The sequence below is a fragment of the Dyella sp. ASV21 genome, assembly GCF_016428975.1.
GTDB lineage: Bacteria > Pseudomonadota > Gammaproteobacteria > Xanthomonadales > Rhodanobacteraceae > Dyella.
In genome coordinates this window covers 45487-63668 of the sequence record NZ_JAELTT010000006.1, presented here as the reverse complement: position 1 = coordinate 63668, position 18182 = coordinate 45487, and the positions used below count along the sequence as shown (strand labels likewise).

The window sequence follows — 18182 nt, the reverse complement described above, 5'->3', positions numbered from 1 at the left end:
CTATACTCGGCTTTCCTCGCCGCCGTGTCATTGCCATGAGTTCAACCTCGCGCCCCGTTCGGCGCAGCCTGCCGTGGCTGCTGGCGGGCCTGTCCATGATCGGCCCGTTCTCGATCGATGCGGTGTTCCCCGCGTTCCCGCTGATTGGCGAGCGCTTTGGCGTGGACAGCATCCAACTGCAGCAGATGATCAGCGTGTACCTGATCACCTATGCGGCGATGAGCCTGTTCCATGGTGCGATTTCCGATGCGATCGGACGCAAGCCGGTCATCGTCACCGGCATCCTGGTCTATGCGCTGGCTTCGGCGGGGGCGGCGATGGCGACCTCCTATCCGATGTTGCTGGCATGCCGTTCCCTGCAGGGCGCCTGTGCGGGCGCCGGCCTGGTGGTGGGGCGCGCGATCGTGCGCGACAGTCTGGAAGGGGCGGCGGCGCAACAGATGATGTCGCGGGTGATGATGATCTTCAGCGTGGCCCCGGTGATCGCACCTATCGTCGGTGCGCAGTTGCTGTTCCTCAATGGCTGGCACGGCATCTTCTGGGTGCTGATGGGCTTCACTCTGTTCCTGGCGTTGGCGCTTATGCGGTTCCTGGAGGAGACGCACCCGCCCGCGGCGCGCGTGCCGTTTCATCCGGGCAACCTGGTGCGCGGCTATGTGAGCTTCGGGCAGGACCGCCTGTTCTGGCCGCTGCTGATTTCCTGCTCGGTGAATTTTGCCGGCCTCTTCCTGTATATCTCCTCCGCTCCGCGCATCGTTCGCGAACTGCTGCACCTGTCGGCGCAGGGCTTTCCGTGGCTGTTCCTGCCGGTAGTGCTTGGCTTGTTGGTGGGCGCGTGGTTTTCCGGACGCATGGCGAATCGACGCAGCGTCGCCTTTACCGTGACTGCGGGTTATACGGCGATGTTGCTTGCCTGCGCGCTGCACGTGATGGCGGCGCTGGTGACGCGTGAGCCCGTGCTGCCCTGGTCCATGCTGCCACTGGTGCTGCATGGCATTGGCGTGCAGCTGGCCTTTCCCACGTTGACCTTGCTGCTGCTGGACCGCTTTCCGCATCGGCGCGGCGGGGCGTCGTCGGTACAGGCGTTCTCCAGCTTGTTGTTATGCGCATTCGTGGCGGGCGTGATGTCGCCGCTGTTGTCTGGTCACATGCTGTATCTGGCGCTGGGTGCCACCGTGCTCACGGTGATCGGTGGCCTTTCCTGGCACTGGTACCGTCGGTTGCTGCGCCGGCCGCCGGCGATGTTGCCGGGGGACGATGTCGCGGATGCGGCGCTGCAGGAAGAGATCGCGGAGCCGCATTGAGCCGTGCTCGCGCCGATGGAGCGCGGGGTGAGGTGGCTGATGGGCATCGGATACTTGGGCAGGGCGACGCGCCCGATGTGCCGTCTCCATAGGGACGAGCAAGCGCCCTCAATGGGGAAACAGCGGTAACCCTTGCGTGTCCAAAAGCCCTTGTTGCTGCAGCCATTCGCGTGCATTGGCTGCATCCTCCTCGAACCACGCGCGTGCCGAACCCAGCCGGAACGAGTAGCCCCACGCGTCCATGTCCGCCTGCAGGCGCGCACGACCTACGCCAGGCAGCAGGTCGGCCAGCACGATTTGCAGGTAGCAGGTGGCGTCTTCTTCGTCGATCGAGTCGGTGGCGTCAGTGTGGACTTCGGCGCGCCGTTCAGGCGGCAACACGATCAGGTGGCCGGCCTCGTGCAGCAGGGAGTGCACCGGTGTGTCATCGCGTGCATACACGGTGGTGCCGATGATGCCGGCCTCGCTCTCGCCCCAATAACTGCCGGGAATGGCTTGGTCGGGCGCCACGCGCTCCAACTGCAGGCCGTAGCGGCCTAGCAGGGCGGTGGGCGCGTCAAAGCCCAGTGTGGCCAGGCGCATGACGCTGGTTTCGTCGGGGACGCGGTGAGTGTCGTGCAACATAGGCCAGAAGAGTCGCCGCCAGCCGGCGGCGACGTAAAGACGGGGCGCGGAGGGCCCGCGCCACGGAGATCAGCCGGGCTTGGCCTCGGCGTGGTCGGGCAGTGCTACGGAAAGCTCGAGGATTTCGTGTCCGCTGTCGCGCTCGACGTTGATGTTGATGGCTTCGAGGTCGACGTGGACGTATTTCTTGATCACTTCGAGCAGCTCGTTGCGCAGCAACGGCAGGTAGTCGGGGGCGCCGCGAGTGGAGCGCTCCTGAGCCACGATGATGCGAAGACGCTCCTTGGCGACCGCAGCGGTGGGTTCCGGCTTGCGCTTCAGGAAATCAAGAATACCCATCGCGATCAGCCTCCGAATACGCGCTGGAAGAAGCCCTTCTTGGGCACTTCGAGGAAGCGCAGGGCACGTTCCTCGCCGAGAATGCGGGCGACCGTGTCGCTGTACGCCTGGCCGGCGAACGAGTTGTCATCGAGGATGACCGGCACGCCAGCGTTGGACGCAGCCAGCACGTTCTCCGACTCGGGGATCACGCCCACCACGTTGATGCCGAGGATCTCCTCGACGTCCTTGACGCTGAGCATCTCGCCCACGGCAACGCGTGCCGGGTTGTAGCGGGTGAGCAGCAGGTGCTGCTTGATGGCGCCGTCACCGCGCTCCGCGCGGCGGGTTTTGCTGGCGAGCAGGCCCAGGATGCGGTCCGAGTCGCGCACCGAGGAGACTTCCGGGTTCACCACGACCACGGCGTGATCGGCGAAGTACATCGCCAGATGGGCGCCCTTTTCGATGCCGGCAGGGGAGTCGCACACGACGAAGTCGAAGCCTTCCTTGCCGAGTTCCTCGAGCACTTTTTCCACGCCCTCTTGGGTGAGCGCGTCCTTGTCACGCGTCTGGCTGGCGGCCAGTACGTAGAGGTTCTCGTAGCGCTTGTCCTTGATAAGGGCCTGCTTGAGCGTGGCTTCACCGTGCACGACGTTGACGAAGTCGTACACCACGCGCCGCTCGCAGCCCATGATCAAATCCAGATTACGCAGTCCGACGTCGAAGTCGATCACTGCAACCTTCTTGCCGGCGATGGCCAGGCCAGTGGCCAGTGAAGCGCTGGTAGTGGTCTTGCCGACGCCGCCCTTGCCCGAGGTGACAACGATAATCTCAGCAGTCAAGGCTCATCTCCGCATGATTCTTTGTAGTAGTAATGGTTGATCGTCAAAGCTTGGCGATCAGCAGTTTTTCACCGTCGAGCCAGCATTGCACAGACTGGCCTTCCAGGTCTTTCGGAATTTGTTCGAACACGCGGTAGTGGCCGGCAATGGCCACCAGTTCCGCGCGGAAGTCGGAAATATAGATGCGAGCCTTCTCATCGCCCTGTGCGCCAGCCATGGCGCGGCCACGCAGGTTGCCGTAGATGTGAATGCTGCCGTCGGCGATCACTTCGGCGCCGTTGGCGATGGCGCCGGTAACCACCAGGTCGCGATCGCGCGCATAGACCTGTTGGCCCGAGCGCACCGTGCCGTCGAAGTGCTGCGCGCCGAGCGTGGGCGCGCTGGCGGCGGGCTCCGTGCGCGCGGGTTCGGCGCGGCGTGGCGGTTCCGATGCGGGGGCAGGTGCCGGCGGGGCGATGCTGCCGCCATCGGCCGGTTCATAGGCCGCGCGGAACTTGGCGATCAGCGGCAAGCCCATGCGGCGCGACAGCGCCTCGACATCGCTGGTGCCATAGGCCAGGCCCACGGGCAGCATGCCGGCACTGCGTACCGCCTCCAGCAGGGCATCGACGGTGCCATCGTCGGGCAGGTCGAGCAGGTGGCTCAGGTCCAGCACCACGGCGGCGCGGGAAAACAGCTGCGGGGCGGCGCGCACGCGGCGCTCCAGCTCCTCGCAGAGCGCGGCCGCGTCAACGCGGCGGATGCGTACGTTGGCAATGCCCACCTGGCCGAAGCGCAGGTCGCAAGCGTCTTGGGTGTCCATTCGGGCATTCACGGGCGCAGCTCTCCGGCTTGATGACGGGGGCTGGCATCAGGGTGAAAAGGGCGAGGGCGCTCCGCCAGCCAGGGCTGGTCGGGCAAGCCATCGTGATCGAGATAGGTTTCGCGCACGTAGGCGTAGCTCGGCAAATCCTTGGCCAGCAGGCTGACCTGTGGACCCTCGCTGCCCATGCGCTGTTGCCCCACCTCTTGGAAACCGTAGGTGCCGTGGAACAGCACCACCACGTCGTCGCGAGGCTCCAGGAACACCTCGCAGGTGAGCAGGGGCACCCGCACTTCGGCATAGCTGGTCACATCGCAATAGAAAATGCGACCCAGGCCGTGGCGACGGTAGGCGTTGGCGATGACGATGCGGTCGATATAGACGAACTCCGGATAGTGTTCGCTGAACCACACGTAGTTCGGGCTGTCGTAACTGCCGCCGTGGCGCAAAGCGATCAGAAACCCGGCGAGGTGTCCGTCGATCTCGGCCACCCGGAAGTAATCCGCGTGGTCGTAGAAGTAACGCAGCTGCGCAGCGTCCAAGGCGAGGATGGTGCGGCCGGCGGCATTGTTGAGCGCCAGTACGGCATCCAGGTCGTGCTCGCGCACGTCGCGGATGGCAAGGGCCATTCGTTGCTCCGCAGTATTGTGATTCGAGGACAAGACCGGTGGTTCGGCCCCGCGTGACGGGCGGCATTATGACATGCGTCCGCCGGCCGCACATATCACGGCGCACCATGTAAAACCTTTGTAAAGCGCCAGCGTCCATGGCTTTTGGCAGGGGTGGGGGAGTGACTTCTCGCGCATTGCACCACGCTGGGGACTAGCTAATGATGCGCGTATGGCCTGGTCCAACATCAATCACATCCGGCTCATTCGCTACGCCGGTCTGTTCACGTACCTGTGTGTCGCGCTGCCGTTGCTTTCGGGCCCCGGCGGACTGGCGCAGGTCAATGCGTGGTGGAGCAACCCCAATATCTCGGGGTGGATCCTCTCGTACCTGATCTTCGGCGTGACCTACCTGCTGCTGACGCGCCGCTCAGGCATGACGCGACAGACCGGGTTCCCCTCCATCGGCCAACTGCTCGGCCTGGTCGTGCTTACCGGTTCGGCGGTGGCCATGGGCTGGTTCAGCCAAAGCGGCCTGTCCGCCATGCTGATGCTGGTGATCGCGGTGGTGTTGCCCTGGCAGTTGCCGGTAGGGGCGGGGCTGCTGTGGATGCTGCTGCAGAACCTGATGCTGATCCCGATCATCGCCAGCTACATGGGCTGGACCATCGTCACGGCGTTTCTTCAGGTGTGTATGTATCTGGGCATTTCCGCGCTGGTGTTCTTCATCTCGATGATCGCCAGCCTGCAGGCGGAAGAGCGCGAGGTGCAGCGCCGGCTCAATTCCGAGCTGCGCGCCACCCGGGCGCTGCTGGCCGAGTCCACCCGTATCGCCGAGCGCATGCGTATTGCACGGGACCTGCACGATCTGGTCGGCCATCACCTGACGGCGCTCAGCCTGAACCTGGAAGTGGCCAGCCACCTGGTCAACCCGCAGGCAGCCGAGCATGTACACAAGGCCCAGGTGACCGCCAAGCATCTGCTGTCGGACGTACGCGAGGTGGTGAGCGAGTTGCGGCAGGACGACGCCATCGACCTGACGCAGGCGCTGCGCAGCCTGATCGAAGGTGTGCCGGGGCTGAGGGTGCATGTGGAAACCCCGCCGCGCTTCAGCGTGGAAGATCCGCGCCGCGCCCAGGTGCTGCTGCGCTGCGCCCAGGAGATCATTACCAACACAGCCCGCCATGCCGGCGCGCGCAACCTGTGGCTGCGCTTTGACTACATCAATGCCAACCTTCTTGAGCTGTCCGCGCGGGACGATGGCCGGGGGGTGGCCAACTTCCGCCCGGGCAATGGCTTGTCGGGCATGCGCGAGCGTCTCTCCGAGTTCGAGGGTAGCGTCATGGTGGACCCGGCCATCAGCCAGGGATTTGCGCTCACCGTGCGCTTGCCGCTGGGGGAGGTGCAAGAGCTGGCGCACACGCCGTCACGGTTCGAGCCGCCGGCGCTGGGCATGCTGTAAGAATTCCCGTCTGATCGATGGGACGTGGCAAAATGCGCTGCTTGGAGTCCCCGTGAGGCTCCTAGATAGTCGCATCGTTCTTCCCCGTTGGCCGCGGGCATTGCACGCAGGCCACAACCGCTTCGAGGATCCGCGATGATTTCCGTCTGTCTTGTCGACGACCAGAACCTGGTTCGCCAGGGTGTCCGTTCCCTGTTGGACTTGGCGGAGGACATCCGTGTAGTGGCCGAGTGTGCCGATGGCACCCAGGCCGTGCAGGACATTCCCCGGGTCAAGCCCGACGTGGTGTTGCTGGACCTGCGCATGCCCAGCATGAGCGGCCTCGAAGTGCTGCAGGCGCTGTCGGCGCGCAACGAGCTGCCGCCAACCATCATCCTCACCACCTTCGACGACGATCAGCTGGTACTGCAGGGCCTGAAGGCCGGCGCCCGCGGCTACCTGCTCAAGGATGTCTCGCTGGAGCAGTTGGTGGAGGCAGTTCGTACCGTGGCTGCCGGCGGGTCGCTGGTGGCTCCGATGGTCACCCAGCGCCTGCTGGCCGGGGTGGGGCGCATGCAGAACCAGTTCACCAGCCTGGAGCAGCCGGATCCGCTGACCGAGCGCGAGACCGAGATCCTGCGCCTGCTGTCGGGCGGCTACAGCAACAAGGAGATCGCCAACTCCCTGAAAGTGGCCGAAGGCACGGTCAAGAACCATGTCTCCAACATCCTTTCCAAGCTGGGCGTCCGCGATCGCACCCGGGCGGTGCTCAAGGCGCTGGAGCTGGGGATCGTCTGATCCCCCGCCAGGCCTTGCCGGACGCCATTCGTGGGCGTCTGGAAGGGCCTCGTCGGGCCACCTTTACGGCCGGATGGCGTTCAGGCGCGCGAGCAAGTACCATCGGTGGCTTCGGCGCTGGCCGACCCCTCTCACGACGCGATTCTTCGGGAATCTCCCGTGGCGTAAGGGTCTCCGGCGACTGTCTTAGTGCCGTGTACAGAGAGACGTGCGGAGATCCCTGGAATGATGCGTGTTCTAGAATTTATTGTTGCCCTGATTATCGTCGCTGTCGTGGCGGTGGTGGTGGGCTTTGTTATGCCCGGCAGCGGCCATGTGGACCGGTCGTTGGTCGTCGGCAAGGACATGCGTCAGGTCTATGACGTGCTGAACAACTTCCGCCGCTTCCCGGAGTATTCCGTGCAGCGCGAGTACGACCGCAACATCAAGTTTGATTTCTCGGGCAAGGCCTATGGCCCGGGCGCCGAGTTGAGCTGGACCAGCCAGGACGACAAGGTCGGTAATGGCAAGCTCACCATCGCTTCGGCCGATCCGAGCTTCGACAAGGTCGACTCGACCGCCAAGAAGGCCAGCATCGTCTGGAACCTGGACAACAGCTGGCGCGGTAACGACAAGCATTTCACGCTGGATCTCGAGCGTCAGGGTAGCCGCGGTCAGCTGACCAAGGTCACCTGGTCGTATGACGTCGACTACGGCATGAACCTGATCAACCGCTACTCGAACCTGTACATTCACGGCGACCCGGATGCCTTCATCCAGTTCACCCTGAACAACCTGCAGAACGTGTTGGCCTCGGTGCAGAACGTCGACTACACCAAGCTGGTGCCAACCATCGAGCAGACCCAGCCGACCCCGGTGCTGATGGTGTCGAGCTCGATCGAGCGCAAGGGTGGCCTAGAGGCGCTCAATGACGCGACCGACAAGGCCGTCAACGAGATCCAGGCCGCTGCCAAGAAGCTGGGCGTGACCGTTACCGGTCCGCGCATCATCTACACCACCAACTACGGCGACCAGACCTACACCTTCGACGTGGCCCTGCCCATCAGCGCGACCAGCCTGAATGTCGGTGGCCAGACGGTGGAGCTGACCGCAGCCAAGTCCCCGGACCTGAACGCAGCAGAGGCCAGCACCGCCGCCGCCGCTTCGGACAGCAACGCCGACGCCAGTGCCCCGGGTGGTCATGACCGCTTCGGCCGCCTGATCGTCGACAAGGATGTGCGTGCGTTCCTCGCCTTTGGTGGCCCGGCCCTCAAGGCCGTGTGGAACGGTACCGCCGCTGGCGTGCCGCAGACCCGTGATCTGATGAAGGCTTATTCCCAGACGCACGGCTACAAGTACGACGAAGTGGTGAACCGCTTCTATGACATCGAAGCCAAGCCGGAAGTGAAGCAGGGCGACGAAGTGAAGCAGTACGCCGAGTTCGACGTCTACCTGCCGCTGAGCAATGCTCCGGACAAGACGCCGGAACAGGAAGCGGGCATCAAGCCGCCGTCGCTCGACGACAGCGCTGATCAGGCGCCGGCTTCCTCGGGTTCCGCCGCCGCTCCGGCTGCTGCTTCCAGCGCCGCGCAGTAATACCGGTCTCTCACAAGACCTCGAAAAGGCCCTCCCTGGTGGAGGGCCTTTTTGTTGGGCGTTCGCACAGCTTCCCGGCCCGGACGAACTTTTCGGTTACATTGCGGGTCGACCATCGCTAAACCCCGGGCCGCGCGTTGATGGCGACACGGCCCCTTGCCTTGACCGGACATGATCGAAACCGAACAGCTCACCCGACGCTATGGCGCGTTGACCGCGGTGGATTCCCTCAGCATCCGGGCCGAGCCCGGGCAGGTGCTTGGACTGCTGGGCCCCAACGGCGCCGGCAAAACCACGGCCATGCGCATGATCGCGGGCTTTCTGGAGCCCAGCGCGGGCACCGCGCGTGTGTGCGGCTATGACGTGCGCAAAGAGCCGCTCAAGGCCAAGCGTGCGCTGGGTTACCTGCCGGAGGGCGCGCCCAGCTATGGCGAGCTGACCGTGCGCGAGTTCCTCACCTTCATCATGCGCATGCGCGGCCTCCAGCGCGACGCGGCTTACAACCGCTTTGATCGCGTGGTGAGCGGCCTGCAACTGGAGGGCGTGCTGGATCAGTGCATCGATACCTTATCCAAGGGCCTGCGTCGCCGCGTCGGCCTGGCGCAGGCGATCGTGCACAACCCGCAGGTACTGATGCTGGACGAGCCTACCGATGGCCTGGACCCCAACCAGAAGCACACCGTGCGCCAGCTGATCGACGCGATGGCGCGCGAGCGCACCATCCTTATTTCCACGCACCTGCTGGAAGAGGTGCATGCCTTGTGCAACCGCGTGGTGATCATCGCCAATGGCAAGCTGCTGGCCGATGCCACGCCGGCGGAGTTGGAAGCGCGCTCGCGCTACCACGGCGCGGTGTCGTTCAGTGCGCCCGGCAGTGGCGTCTCGCAGGAAATGCTGGGCCGTCTGCCGCAGGTGGCATCCATCGAAGTGGATCCGCTGGATGGGCGCATCACGGTGTTTCCCCGCGCGGGCGAGCGCATCCTGGAGCCAGTGGAAACCCTGTTGCGTCAGCAAGGGCTGGAGGTGTCGGAGATCCAACTGGAGCGCGGTCGTCTGGACGAGGTGTTCCGCCATATCACCACGGGCGCGGGGAGCAGTGCATGAGCCCGGTGGCAGCGGTGGCGCGGCGTGAGCTGCGCAGCTATTTCGTGACGCCAGTGGCTTACGTTTTCCTGGTGATCTTTCTGGTGCTGGCCGGCATCCTGACCTTCTATGCCGGCGATTTCTACGAGCGTGGCCAGGCCGACCTGCAGCCGTTCTTCGCCATGCATCCCTGGCTCTACCTCGTATTGGTGCCGGCGGTATCCATGCGCATGTGGTCGGAAGAAGCCAAGGGCGGCACCCTGGAGCTGCTGCTGAGCCTGCCGTTGAGTCTGGCGCAGGCCATGCTCGGCAAGTTTCTGGCAGCGTGGCTCTTCATTGGGCTGGCTTTGCTGCTGACGTTTCCGATCTGGATTACGGTGAACTACCTCGGTTCACCCGACAACGGCGTGATCCTGGCGGGCTATCTCGGCAGCTGGCTGATGGCCGGTGCCTTTCTCGCCATTGGCGCCTGTCTGTCGGCGGTGACGCAGAGCCAGGTGGTGGCCTTTGTGCTGACCCTGGTGGTGTGCTTCCTGCTGATCCTGGCAGGGCAGCCGCAGGTGATGGAGTTTTTCCAGGGCACCTTGCCGCGCCGCATGGTCAACGGCATCGCGCATCTAAGCATGTTGCGACACTTTGAGGCCATTTCGCGCGGCGTGCTGGATCTGCGCGACGTGCTGTATTTCCTGCTCAGCATGGCGGCGTGGCTCACGGCCGGTGTGCTGGTGCTCGACCTGAAGCGGACGCCCTGAATCATGATGCGCATCCGTTTCAGCCGACGCACGATCCTGTTGGCCGCGCTCGCCCTGCTGGCGGTGGCCTTTGTCACGTTGACACTGGGCACCAGCCGTTGGCTGCGTGTGTCCCGTATCGATCTCACCTCCGACCGGCTCTATACGCTCACCCCGGGCACCACGCATATCGTGGACAGCCTGCATGCGCCGCTGCGGCTTACGCTGTATTTCTCCGATCATGCCGCGCGCGATCTGCCGCAGTTGCGCAGCTATCACCAGCGCGTCAGCGAGATGTTGCAGGAGATGGTGGCGCGGGCCCACGGTCGCCTGCGCCTGCAAATCGTCGATCCGGTGCCGTATTCCGATGACGAAGCCAGCGCCGAGGGCTACGGCCTCACCCCGATCAACGGTGGCACCAACGGTGAACGCGTGTTCTTTGGTCTGGTCGGCAGCACGGCGTCGCTGGCGGCCGATGGCGACGGCGAGGCCGATGAGCATGTGACGGGCAAGACGCTGGCCATTCCGCTGTTCGACCCCAGCCGCGAAACCTTTCTCGAATACGACATCGCCAAGCTGCTGTATGAGCTGGATCAGCCGGTGAAACCGAAGATCGGCCTGATCAGCAGCCTCCCGGTGGAGGGCAACCCGGTCATCGGCGAGGAGCCGTGGACGGTCATGCGCCAGCTTGGGCGGCAGTTCGAAGTGAAAACGCTGGAGCCGTCCAAGCTCACGCACGTCGATGACGACATCAAGGCCTTGTTGCTGATTCATCCCAAGCACCTGCCCGCCGATGCGTTGTACGCCATCGATCAGTACGTGCTGCGGGGCGGCCACCTGGTGGTGTTCGTCGATCCCGTGGCGGAAATGGACAATACGCCGTTCGTGGACAGCGGCGGCGCCACCGACGATCACAACTCCGACTTGCCCCGACTGTTCGCGGCCTGGGGGGTGCAGTACGACCCACAAAAAGTGGTGCTGGATCGCTCGCGTGCCTTGCGTATCGAGCTGGCGGACAACAGCTCCATGAGCCATCCCGCCATGCTCGGATTGGGCCAGCAGGAGCTCAATCACAACGATGTGATCACGGCCAGCCTGCAACGTATCAATGTTTCCAGCACGGGCTTCTTCGACCTGGCGCCGGGTACGGCATCGCGCCTGCAACCGCTGATGCAGACCTCCAACGATGCCGAGGTGGTGTCGGCGCAACGCGTGCGCGAATCCATCAATAACCCGGCCAGCCTGCTGGACGGTTATCGTCCGGACAACATCCGTTATGTGATCGCGGCACGCGTGCGTGGGGCGTTCGACAGTGCATTTCCCGAGCGCGCCAAGGCGCCTGGCCACCTCGCGCATGCCGCCGAAGGGGTGGAGGTCATCATGGTGGCCGATACCGATGTGCTCAGTGATCGCCTTTGGGTGTCCTATACGCAAAGCCTGCTGGGGCAGCCCCAGCTCAGCGCCATCGCCAACAATGGCGACATGATGACCAACATCGCCGACAACCTCAGCGGCTCCTCGTCGCTGTTGTCCATTCACGGCCGGGTGAGTTCGCAGCGGCCATTCACGCGCGTGCTCGCGCTGCGCAGCGCGGCGGATCAGAAATTCCTGGCCAAGATGCAGGAGCTGCAACGCGAACTGGCGGTGACTCGCACGCGCTTGAGTGAGTTGCAACCGGCCAAGAGCGGGCGAAGCGATGCGGTCAGCACCGAGCAACGGGCGGAGATCGAACAGTTCCTGCAGCGTCAGTTGTCGATCAACAAGGAACTGCGCGATGTGCAGCATCAGTTCAACGCGGAAATCGATGCGCTTGGTCTGCGCCTCAAGTTCATCAATATCGTGCTGGTGCCGGCCTTGGTCACCCTGGCGGGCTTGCTGTATGGCTGGCGGCGCTCGCGCCGCAGCCGGCGGCGTGTCTGAGCGCGGGAATGTTCGCGCGATGGCCTCCCGGATTACCCGCGCGAGAGGATTATGATGCGGGATCGCCGCCGCGCTGAACGCTCCGGATTCGATCGATGATGGCAAGCCTGACCAAGTGGATCGTGCCCTGGGAGTTTTCCTGGGTGTTCCTGCTGACCTTCGTGGCCTGCAGCGTGCTGTACGTGCGGGGCAGTCGCCGCCTGTCGGTGAGCGTGGCCCGGCAACTGGCATTCTGGACCGGCATGGCGATGCTGTATGTATCGCTGCATACCTACCTGGATTACTTCTTCGAGCATGAGTTCTTCATGCATCGCATCCAGCAGGTGTTGCTGCACCACCTGGCGCCGCTGCTGATCATGGCGTCGTATCCGGGCGCGGTGCTGCGCAAAGGGTTGCCGTTTGCGCTGCGCCTTCGCCTGTTGCGGCCCGCGCGTCGATCGTGGCCATGGCGCGCGGTGAGTGCGGTACTGCTCAACCCCGCGGTGGCGACCGTGCTGTTCGTCGGCTTGATCGTGATCTGGCTGATACCTACCATGCAAACGCTGGCGATGCTGGATTGGCGTATCTATCGCTTCATGAACTGGTCGATGCTGGTGAGCGGTTTCAGTTACTGGTGGCTGGTGCTGGATCACCGTCCGCGTCCACCCGGTCGCATGACGCCGGGCGTTCGCGTGCTTTCTCCTGCCATCACCATGACGCCGCAGATCCTGGCGGGTGCCATCGTCACGTTCTCCAAGACCGATCTCTACCCGATCTTCGAAATCTGCGGGCGCGCGTTTACCTTCAATGTGCTTACCGCCCAGCTGGTGGGCGGCGTGATCATGTGGGTTCCGGCTGCGATCATCGAATCCATCGGCGGCTTGTTGGCCCTGCGGCAATGGTTGCGTTTGTCGCGGCGCGGTCGCATCCGCCGCAAGCCTTGGCCACCGCGACGATCGGCACCGGTGAGGCCGGTCACCGACGAAGTGGAACGCGCTTCGCTCTAGGTGCGCCCCGTTACCATCGCGCAAGCGCGGATCAGTGCGTCGCGTCGGTGGCGTTGGCGGGGCGCGCGATGAAGTCTGCTTCCTGCGTGCTGCCGTCACTGAAGCGCAAGGTGAGCTTCACCGTGTCGCCCACCTTCACCGGTGCCTGGGCTTTCATCAGCATCAGGTGATAGCCGCCCGGAGCCAGTTCGGCCTTGCCGTGCGCGGGAATATCGAGGTGTTCGACCATCTCCATGCGCCCCATGCCGCCCTCGGTGCTGCTCTTGTGCAGCATGGTGCTCGTATAGCGCAGGCTGCTGGCGCCTTGCAGTGAGGCAACCTGGTCGCCGGTGTTCTCCAGCGTCACATAGGCGCCGGCCGGTAGGTCGCCCGGTAGCACGCGGATCCAGGCCTGGCTGGTGCGGATGTGGTCGGCCTGGTTGGCGAGCGACGCGGTGCTCCAGAGCAGACAAGTGAGCAGGGGCAGGGCCAAGGTTGAGCGGGCCATCATGGTGCGGTGCCTCCCAGGCTGAGCAATAGGTGCAGGTCGTGTACCAGGTCGTCCTGCGCATTGCCCGGGGTAGACAGCAGGCGTGCACGGCCGTCGCGGTCGAAGATGTAAATGGCGGAGCTGTGGCTGACCTCGTACTGACCGTCGCCCTTGTCCGGTTCGCGGGTATACGCCGAGCGATAGCGTTTGCTCAGGCTTTCGATGTCGCGTGGCGCGCCGGACAGCCCGACGGCGCGAGGATCAAAGGCGTTCACATACGCGTGCATCACCGGCGGCGTATCGCGCGCGGGGTCCACGCTGACAAACAGGATGCGCGCACCATCGGCAAGCGGGCCAAGCCGCTGCATCACCACGTGCAATTGCGCCAGGGTCAGCGGGCATACGTCCGGGCAGTGGGTGTAGCCGAAGTAGAGAAGTACCACCTTGCCGCGGTAATCCTTGCCGCTCACCGCTTTGCCCTGGTCGTCCACCAGGCGGAAGTCCAGGTCGGGCATATGGCCGGTGACGTTGGTCAAGCGCCATGGGATGTCCTCACCGCGCTGGCAGCCGGCCAGCCATAGGCAGCCCAGGACAAGCGCGAGCAGCAGCGCGATACGGCTGACGCGACGGAAGGTCGTGCGAGAATCGGTGCGGATCATCCCCGCAGCATACGACACCGCTGATGCGGCGGGCACGCGCCGACCGGAGGAATTGCACGATGCGACAAACCGTACCCATGCTCGGTCTATGGCTCGGCCTGGCAGGCGCCAGCGCCGTGGCCCTGGGCGCCTTCGGCGCGCACGCGCTGCGCGATGTTCTCGATGCGCGTGGCAGCGAGCTGTGGCACACCGCGGTGAGCTATCACTTCTGGCACGCATTGGCCCTTGGCCTGGCGGCATTCGCCGTGCCCGGTCGCGCACGACGCACGGCGATGGCCTTGTTCGGCGTCGGCATCGTGTTGTTCAGCGGTAGCCTCTACGCGCTCGCATTGGGTGCGCCTCGTTGGGTGGGCGCGATCACGCCGCTGGGCGGCGTGGCTTTTATCGTGGGCTGGATCGCACTGGGCGTGGCCCTGGTGCCGCGCACGCCGCGCTAGATTCGGTCCACCCGTGCGGCGTAACAACCGGGGCGTGCCATGTGGATGTGCAGGTAGGCGACGTGCTCATCGGCAAATAGCCGTTCGATCACGTTCTCCAGCGCCGTGCCTTGGACCACGTCGGCATCGCGCAGCAGATGCTGCTGGTCGAAGCCGCGCACGGAGAGCAGACGGCGACGCAACTGATCGGGCACGGCATCCTGCTCGTCGTACTGCTGCTCGCCCTCGCGGATATAGATCGCATAGTGGGAATGGTAAGGCGAGTGCGCCGGCTGATGCTCATAGTTGAGCAGGATGACCGTTTGCCCGGGCTCGGCGTCGGTAAGGCTGATGCGGCATGGATAGCCATGGGCCAGATCGGCGACAACGCGCATGGCACGGCGCGCAGCGAGCGCGTCGTCATCGAGGGTGAACCATTCGGCGAACGGTTCGGCGGGAAGACCACGGATACGAAAGTGCATGCGGGGGAGCTCCAGTGACGAGAGACCCCAGCGTGCCGCCGCTACCTTGCGCCTGCTATCCGTTTTTTGTGCGTTCGGCCATTGCGCGCCTCAATCGACGCGGAAGACTTCCACCGCTTCGCACTCGGGGCATCGATAGCTTTGCAGGTCGACATCTTCATGCGCCTGGCGCACCTCGGGGGGCAGGTCATCGTGCGGATGCATGTGGACATTTTTGCCGGCCTGCGAGCAGGCTTTGCACAATACCGGTCCGGAGGGCAGGGGGCGGTAGTCTTGCGCCATGACGGTTCTCCCGAGGGCGATGCGGTGCATCGCGCGCCAGTGGAAAAACCTAGTCCTCGCGGCGTGCACAGGGTGTCGATGGTACGCGTGCGTTCAGTCGTCGTCGGCCACCGGCTCGACGTTTTCGCGTTTCAATCGCCCGTTCTTGCGCAAGGCCTCGCGCAGCACGAACTCGATCTGCGCGTTGACGCTGCGCAGATCGTCGTCGGCCCAGCGCTGCATGGCTTCGAGCACGGCAGCGCTGATTCGCAGGGGGTAGGCTTTTTTCTCAGCCGCCATAGAGCGTGCCGGCATTGACCACCGGTTGCGTGGAGCGATCGCCGCACAGCACCACCAGCAGGTTGCTCACCATGGCGGCCTTGCGCTCTTCGTCCAGTTCCACCACGCCTTGTTCGCGCAACTTGTCCAGTGCCATGGCGACCATGCCCACGGCGCCCTCCACGATGCGCTCGCGGGCCGCGACGATGGCATTGGCTTGCTGGCGCTGCAGCATGGCTTGTGCAATTTCCTGTGCGTAGGCCAGATGGCTGATGCGCGCCTCGATCACTTTCACGCCCGCCTTGTCCAGGCGCGCCTGGATTTCATCGCGCAGGTGGTTGTTGATGACCTCGCCGTGGCTGCGCAGTGCGGGCTTGTCGGCGTCGTGCGCGTCGTAAGGGTAGTTCTGGGCCATCTGGCGCAGCGCCGATTCGCTCTGGATCTGGGCGAAGTTTTCATAGTCGTCCACGCAGAACACCGCCTCGGCGGTATCGACGACCTGCCATACCACGATGGCGGCGATCTCGATGGGGTTGCCGTCGCTGTCGTTGACCTTGAGTTTGCTGCTTTCGAAGTTGCGCACGCGCAGCGAGACCCGGCGGCGACTGTAGAACGGGTTGGTCCAGCGTAGCCCTTCCAGGCGCACGGTACCGGCGTATTTGCCGAACAACTGCTGCACCTGTCCCTCGTTGGGGGCAACCTGAAAAAAGCCCTTGATGAGGAACAAGGTGAAGGCATGGATCAGGATGCCAACCAGGCCCAGCCAGGGAGCATCGTTATGCGCCATGCCTACGTAGCAGGCGCCACCCAGCAGGGCCAGCACCAGGCAGAACACGATGGTGGGAATACCGGCTACCGAAAAACCCTCACGCTCGTTCATGTCGACTCCTCCCTAGTTGGGATGAGTAGATATCAAATTGATATCACATTCAAGTGCCGGGCTCAGCGACTTTCCCCGGTCGAAGGCGCGGCGCTCTGCGCGCCGGACGGCGGGATATTGCCCGCCAGTTCGGCGCTCGGGGTGATTTCCTCGATACGCATTTGACCGAACAGGTCGGCCCCGCTGAAAAAGTGCCAGGGGTCGCCATCGGCGGCATCGAACGCGATGTGTGTGCTGTCGAAGCGTCGCAGGGCGGCGTCGAAGCTTTGCCAGCGCCCGTTGATCCAGGACTGGACCCACGCATGGGGCACGAACACGCGCGATTGCCCGGCGAAGCGATCCGCATAGACCATGCCGGTGACTACGCGGGTGGGAATCTGCTGGGCACGCGCCAGCGCCGCGAGCAGTACGGCGTATTCGGTGCAATCGCCCTCGCGGGTGTGCAGTACTTCCAGCGCCGAGGCGTAACCCACGTCCAGGCCGTGCTGGTTGATGTAGTCGCTGACGAAGCTGCGCAGGCGACGCATCTTCTGCAGATCGTCCGTGGCATCGCCGGCGACCTTGGTGGCGAGGTCGCGAATGGCGGGTGCGTCCGATTGCACCCAGGCGTTGGGCAAGGTGTCGTCCGCGTCAGGCGGGGCTTCGCCACCAGGCCAGGGGTTACCCACATCGATCAACCAATAGCCGTGGCCGAGGTTAGTGACGCGCTGCTCGTCGGTACCGATGACCGGTTGCGGGCTACCCTCCGGCACGTGCACGCGATAGCGCAGGAAATCGCTGCGCAGTTGCGGCGGCAGCAGGCGAGGGGAGTCGACCATGGCGGCGCGGAACATGTCCACGTCCTGCACCGGTGCCATGGCGCAGCGCTGGCTGCAGGCGATCATTTCCATCTCGCGCCCGAGCATGCGCAAGGTGCCTTTGCGGGCGATGCCGTGGTCGTCCAGCCACAGATCCATGGTCTGCTCGCCGCGAGCGGTCTGTAGCACCTGTCGTTGATGATTCAGTGTCATCCAGCCATCAGGCAGGTCCACCCGCTCGTTGCCGAACACCTGCATATCCACTTTGGCCACCGACTGGCTGGCCGGGTCGAACATGGTCATCGTGTACTTCTGCCCCGCATGGTCGGCCGTCTGGAGCAGGGCCAGACGCTGGCCCTCGCTCAGCACCGCCCCCGGCGGCCAGCTCAGCGTGGTTTCCCGCGTGCTGCCGCCCACGGTGGTACTGACCGCGAAATTGCCATCCGGCTGGCGTTTGCCTTGCACCGTGCTGTCGCTGCTGGAGAGGGTGCTGCGTGCGTAGAAGGCCAATGGCTCGCCAGTGCGGCTCTCCACGCTGCGGGTGGTTACCCCCACGGGTACGCCGTTACCGTTGCGAGTGAGTTCGATGACCAGGACTTGCGTGGTGGTAACCACGTCGCCGGTCTGCTGATGCTCCACTTCCAGGTGGCCGATCTTGCGGCCGCCCAGCAGTACCGTCATCCAGGTGGTACCAACGGGCACCTCATCGGCCCGGGCGGGGGACCCGGCCAGGGGACACAACGACAGCACCAGCAACAGCACGGCAGTCCGGTTGCGCATGATCGCTCCGCGGGGACGGTGGCCAGCACAGTCAATGCCGCTTGGGTCCCGACGTCAATGGTACTTACGACAGGTGGACTTGGGTTGTCCGCTCAGCCGCTTACAATGTCGCTTTGATATCCGCGGA

The 18182-nt window shown here is 64.3% G+C and carries 21 protein-coding genes; 9 read left to right on the top strand and 12 right to left on the bottom strand.

Annotated elements, in window-relative coordinates; all coding sequences use genetic code 11:
• Nucleotides 1–35 precede the first annotated feature (35 nt).
• Nucleotides 36–1304 (top strand): multidrug effflux MFS transporter, encoded by a 1269-nt coding sequence (locus tag JHD67_RS03700; protein ID WP_199097424.1) that lies wholly within the window; start codon nucleotides 36–38, stop codon nucleotides 1302–1304.
• A 108-nt stretch (nucleotides 1305–1412) separates the two neighbouring features.
• Here JHD67_RS03700 and JHD67_RS03695 read toward each other — a convergent pair whose 3' ends face one another.
• The 5 genes from JHD67_RS03695 to JHD67_RS03675 form a co-directional block, all read right to left on the bottom strand.
• Nucleotides 1413–1928 carry a hypothetical protein gene (locus JHD67_RS03695; RefSeq protein ID WP_199097422.1) on the bottom strand — a complete coding sequence of 172 codons (516 nt, stop codon included), beginning with the start codon at nucleotides 1926–1928 and terminating at the stop codon, nucleotides 1413–1415.
• A 69-nt stretch (nucleotides 1929–1997) separates the two neighbouring features.
• A complete protein-coding gene (gene minE, locus JHD67_RS03690; RefSeq protein ID WP_199097420.1) occupies nucleotides 1998–2267 on the bottom strand; it encodes a cell division topological specificity factor MinE in 270 nt (89 codons plus the stop codon).
• A 5-nt stretch (nucleotides 2268–2272) separates the two neighbouring features.
• Nucleotides 2273–3088 carry a septum site-determining protein MinD gene (gene minD, locus JHD67_RS03685; protein ID WP_199097418.1) on the bottom strand — a complete coding sequence of 272 codons (816 nt, stop codon included), beginning with the start codon at nucleotides 3086–3088 and terminating at the stop codon, nucleotides 2273–2275.
• 43 nt (nucleotides 3089–3131) lie between these two features.
• A complete protein-coding gene (gene minC, locus JHD67_RS03680; RefSeq protein WP_199097416.1) occupies nucleotides 3132–3902 on the bottom strand; it encodes a septum site-determining protein MinC in 771 nt (256 codons plus the stop codon).
• A complete protein-coding gene (locus JHD67_RS03675) occupies nucleotides 3899–4519 on the bottom strand; it encodes a GNAT family N-acetyltransferase (protein ID WP_199097413.1) in 621 nt (206 codons plus the stop codon). The genes minC and JHD67_RS03675 overlap by 4 nt, the downstream gene beginning before the upstream one ends.
• A gap of 211 nt (nucleotides 4520–4730) precedes the next feature.
• On the opposite strand from JHD67_RS03675, the gene JHD67_RS03670 reads away from it, so the two are divergent.
• The 7 genes from JHD67_RS03670 to JHD67_RS03640 all read left to right on the top strand — a co-directional run bounded on the left by JHD67_RS03670 (nucleotide 4731) and on the right by JHD67_RS03640 (nucleotide 13032).
• Nucleotides 4731–5960 carry a sensor histidine kinase gene (locus tag JHD67_RS03670; protein WP_199097411.1) on the top strand — a complete coding sequence of 410 codons (1230 nt, stop codon included), beginning with the start codon at nucleotides 4731–4733 and terminating at the stop codon, nucleotides 5958–5960.
• A gap of 135 nt (nucleotides 5961–6095) precedes the next feature.
• Complete coding sequence (locus JHD67_RS03665; protein ID WP_199097409.1) at nucleotides 6096–6737, top strand: response regulator transcription factor; 642 nt, start codon at nucleotides 6096–6098, stop codon at nucleotides 6735–6737.
• A 225-nt stretch (nucleotides 6738–6962) separates the two neighbouring features.
• On the top strand, nucleotides 6963–8312 hold the full coding sequence (locus JHD67_RS03660; RefSeq protein ID WP_199097407.1) for a polyketide cyclase: 1350 nt from the start codon (nucleotides 6963–6965) through the stop codon (nucleotides 8310–8312).
• A 171-nt stretch (nucleotides 8313–8483) separates the two neighbouring features.
• On the top strand, nucleotides 8484–9416 hold the full coding sequence (locus JHD67_RS03655) for an ABC transporter ATP-binding protein (RefSeq protein WP_199097405.1): 933 nt from the start codon (nucleotides 8484–8486) through the stop codon (nucleotides 9414–9416).
• Nucleotides 9413–10147 (top strand): ABC transporter permease subunit, encoded by a 735-nt coding sequence (locus JHD67_RS03650; protein ID WP_199097403.1) that lies wholly within the window; start codon nucleotides 9413–9415, stop codon nucleotides 10145–10147. The genes JHD67_RS03655 and JHD67_RS03650 overlap by 4 nt, the downstream gene beginning before the upstream one ends.
• 3 nt (nucleotides 10148–10150) lie before the next feature.
• The gene (locus tag JHD67_RS03645; protein WP_199097400.1) at nucleotides 10151–12046 is read left to right on the top strand and encodes a GldG family protein; all 1896 of its coding nucleotides are present in this window, start codon (nucleotides 10151–10153) and stop codon (nucleotides 12044–12046) included.
• 95 nt (nucleotides 12047–12141) lie between these two features.
• Nucleotides 12142–13032 (top strand): cytochrome c oxidase assembly protein, encoded by an 891-nt coding sequence (locus tag JHD67_RS03640; RefSeq protein ID WP_199097399.1) that lies wholly within the window; start codon nucleotides 12142–12144, stop codon nucleotides 13030–13032.
• 31 nt (nucleotides 13033–13063) lie between these two features.
• Here the strand turns inward: JHD67_RS03640 and JHD67_RS03635 are convergent, their stop codons facing one another.
• Together JHD67_RS03635 and JHD67_RS03630 are read right to left on the bottom strand one after the other, a co-directional pair.
• Nucleotides 13064–13522, bottom strand: coding sequence for a copper chaperone PCu(A)C (locus JHD67_RS03635; RefSeq protein WP_199097397.1), 459 nt, complete (start codon nucleotides 13520–13522; stop codon nucleotides 13064–13066).
• Nucleotides 13519–14160 carry an SCO family protein gene (locus tag JHD67_RS03630; RefSeq protein ID WP_199097395.1) on the bottom strand — a complete coding sequence of 214 codons (642 nt, stop codon included), beginning with the start codon at nucleotides 14158–14160 and terminating at the stop codon, nucleotides 13519–13521. The genes JHD67_RS03635 and JHD67_RS03630 overlap by 4 nt, the downstream gene beginning before the upstream one ends.
• Before the next feature lie 59 nt (nucleotides 14161–14219).
• Here JHD67_RS03630 and JHD67_RS03625 point away from each other — a divergent pair, with 59 nt between their 5' ends.
• Nucleotides 14220–14597 (top strand): DUF423 domain-containing protein, encoded by a 378-nt coding sequence (locus JHD67_RS03625; protein ID WP_199097393.1) that lies wholly within the window; start codon nucleotides 14220–14222, stop codon nucleotides 14595–14597.
• On the opposite strand, the gene JHD67_RS03620 is transcribed toward JHD67_RS03625, so the two are convergent.
• The 5 genes from JHD67_RS03620 to JHD67_RS03600 form a co-directional block, all read right to left on the bottom strand.
• Nucleotides 14594–15058, bottom strand: a complete 465-nt coding sequence (locus tag JHD67_RS03620; protein WP_199097391.1) for a DUF1203 domain-containing protein — start codon at nucleotides 15056–15058, stop codon at nucleotides 14594–14596. The two genes, JHD67_RS03625 and JHD67_RS03620, sit on opposite strands and share 4 nt — an antisense overlap.
• A 90-nt stretch (nucleotides 15059–15148) precedes the next feature.
• Complete coding sequence (locus JHD67_RS03615) at nucleotides 15149–15340, bottom strand: hypothetical protein (RefSeq protein WP_199097389.1); 192 nt, start codon at nucleotides 15338–15340, stop codon at nucleotides 15149–15151.
• A gap of 93 nt (nucleotides 15341–15433) precedes the next feature.
• Nucleotides 15434–15619 (bottom strand): Arc family DNA-binding protein, encoded by a 186-nt coding sequence (locus JHD67_RS03610; protein WP_199097387.1) that lies wholly within the window; start codon nucleotides 15617–15619, stop codon nucleotides 15434–15436.
• On the bottom strand, nucleotides 15609–16478 hold the full coding sequence (locus tag JHD67_RS03605) for an SPFH domain-containing protein (RefSeq protein ID WP_199097385.1): 870 nt from the start codon (nucleotides 16476–16478) through the stop codon (nucleotides 15609–15611). The genes JHD67_RS03610 and JHD67_RS03605 overlap by 11 nt, the downstream gene beginning before the upstream one ends.
• 62 nt (nucleotides 16479–16540) lie before the next feature.
• Nucleotides 16541–18055 carry a transglutaminase-like domain-containing protein gene (locus tag JHD67_RS03600; RefSeq protein ID WP_199097383.1) on the bottom strand — a complete coding sequence of 505 codons (1515 nt, stop codon included), beginning with the start codon at nucleotides 18053–18055 and terminating at the stop codon, nucleotides 16541–16543.
• Between the last annotated feature and the right edge of the window lie 127 nt (nucleotides 18056–18182).